Source organism: Neoroseomonas soli, from assembly GCF_018129065.1.
Taxonomy (GTDB): Bacteria; Pseudomonadota; Alphaproteobacteria; order Acetobacterales; family Acetobacteraceae; genus Neoroseomonas; species Neoroseomonas soli.
This window is the reverse complement of record NZ_JAAEDM010000184.1, coordinates 1-1,580: the sequence shown is the minus strand read 5'-3', so window position 1 is coordinate 1,580 and position 1,580 is coordinate 1. Positions and strand designations below refer to the sequence as shown.

The window sequence follows — 1,580 nt, the reverse complement described above, 5'->3', positions numbered from 1 at the left end:
GGCGCCGGCCGCCGCCATGCCTGCGACCCCCGCGGCGGCCCGTGCCGCGCAAGCCGCCGCTGCCGCCGCGGACCTGCCGGCCCTGCGCGACGCGATCGCCGCCTTCGACGGCTCCGCGTTGCGGGACACGGCGACCAACCTGGTCTTCGCCGACGGCGCGCCGGACAACCGCCTGATGCTGATCGGCGAGGCGCCGGGCGCCGAGGAGGATCGCCTCGGCCGTCCCTTCGTCGGCCAGTCCGGGCAATTGCTCGACCGGATGTTCGCTTCGATCGGCCTGCGGCGGGAGGAAGGCGGCTTCTACATCACAAACATCCTGCCCTGGCGCCCGCCCGGGAACCGCACGCCGACGGATGCGGAGATCAACCTCTTCCTGCCCTTCGTGATGCGCCACATCGCGCTCGCGCGGCCGCGCCACCTGGTCCTGCTGGGGGGCGTCTCGGCCAAGACGCTGCTGCGGGCCAAGGATGGCATCACCCGGCTGCGCGGCCGCTGGCACCGCGTGGCGGTGGAAGGGCTGGGGGAGGTCCCGGCGCTTGCCACCCTGCACCCCGCCTACCTGCTGCGCACGCCGGCCGCCAAGCGCGATGCCTGGACGGATTTGCTGCTGCTGCGCCGCACGCTTGATGCGGAACCGCACGAATCCTGAGAAGAGTTCGTCTTCACGTCGCCGCCCAAGCGGTTGATGCGGCTGGGGGTGGTCTCAGGATCCGGGATTCGTCCCTGCCTTCGAAGTTGCGCCGCGCGCTGAACGCCCGGTACTGCCGAGTCGCCATGCGAGCGATCTGCCCCATGGCCCGGTGCGCGCCGGCGACGGTCATGGCCGTGGTGGGTGCGCCGCTGTGGTTCGGAACCCCCCTTCCGGCTGCGGCGCAACGGGCCGACCAGACCGCCTCCGGCGCCCCTCGAGCGGTCGTGGCCGCTGCCGGGACGTCAGGATTGCCTCGGCCGTTGAGCGGCGCCGATGCCGCGCGCCTCGTCCGCATCTTCCAGGCCCAGGCCGAAGGCGACCTCGCCACCGCCCGGCGCGAGCACGAGGCGTTGCGCGACCATCGCCTCGACGGCCATATCCTCGCCGACCGCTGGCTGCGCCGCGGAACGCCTCCGCCCGCGCCCGACGAACTGCGCGCCTGGATGGCGCGCCACGCCGACCACCCGGACGCGCCGGCGATCCATGCGCTGCTCACGCGCCTCTCGCCCGCCGGCACGGTGCTGACGGCCGCAGCGCCCGACGCCGCCCTGCCCGAGGACGGCGAGGCCGTGCCCGAGGAGCGCGAGGCGCCCGCCAGCGGCTTCATCCGCAACCCCGCGCTCGACCGCACGGTGCGGGAGCGTGCCTTCTCCGGCAACACCCGCGGCGCGCTCGAACTGATCCGCCGGACACGCGGCATGACGCCGGCCTATGCGGCCGCGCTGCGCGCCGACATCGCCATCGCCCTGTTCCGGCGCGGGGAGGACGCCGCCGCCTTCCGCATGGCCTCCGAGGTCGCGCGCGGCGGGCAGGACCGCACCGGGCGCGCGGCCTTCGCGGCCGGCTTGGCCGCCTGGGGCCTCGGCCGGCACGAGGTGGCGATGCCGTA

General features: G+C 74.9%; 1 protein-coding gene and 1 pseudogene. Both read left to right on the top strand.

Translation table 11 applies throughout. The features are described from left to right. Positions 1-649 (top strand): uracil-DNA glycosylase (locus tag GXW76_RS25305; protein WP_211864904.1); only part of this gene is annotated, 649 nt, incomplete at its 5' end. A 302-nt stretch (positions 650-951) separates the two neighbouring features. After that, a pseudogene (locus GXW76_RS25300) lies at positions 952-1,580 on the top strand (lytic transglycosylase domain-containing protein); the annotation flags it as partial.